Source organism: Stenotrophomonas sp. TWI273, from assembly GCF_039674765.1.
Classification (GTDB): Bacteria; Pseudomonadota; Gammaproteobacteria; order Xanthomonadales; family Xanthomonadaceae; genus Stenotrophomonas.
In genome coordinates this window covers 1-368 of record NZ_JBDJOA010000045.1, presented here as the reverse complement: position 1 = coordinate 368, position 368 = coordinate 1, and the positions used below count along the sequence as shown (strand labels likewise).

Genomic DNA, 368 nt, shown 5'->3' with positions numbered 1-368 from the left:
AACAAGACCCCGAGAACGGGGCCTGGTCAGGATTTGGAGCGGGAAACGAGACTCGAACTCGCGACCTCAACCTTGGCAAGGTTGCGCTCTACCAACTGAGCTATTCCCGCAAAATCAAGCGTATATGTTACCGAAACCACTCGAAACACACCAGCTTTTTCACACTTTTTTTCACATCCCGGCCGATGCTTCCGGACCGGATGCCCGCGTGCCACCGCGGAGAAAAACAAGGCCCCGAGGGGGGCCCTGTCGAAATCTGGAGCGGGAAACGAGACTCGAACTCGCGACCTCAACCTTGGCAAGGTTGCGCTCTACCAACTGAGCTATTCCCGCAGACTTTCGCTTGCCCCGACGGCACCGCACCCTGA

Annotated in this window: 2 tRNA genes; both read right to left on the bottom strand. The window is 57.3% G+C overall.

Annotation, left to right across the window (positions count from 1 at the left end):
* Positions 1–34: 34 nt before the first annotated feature.
* Positions 35–110, bottom strand: a tRNA-Gly gene (locus tag ABE571_RS18815).
* 147 nt (positions 111–257) lie between these two features.
* Positions 258–333: transfer RNA gene (locus tag ABE571_RS18810), tRNA-Gly, on the bottom strand.
* Positions 334–368 lie beyond the last annotated feature (35 nt).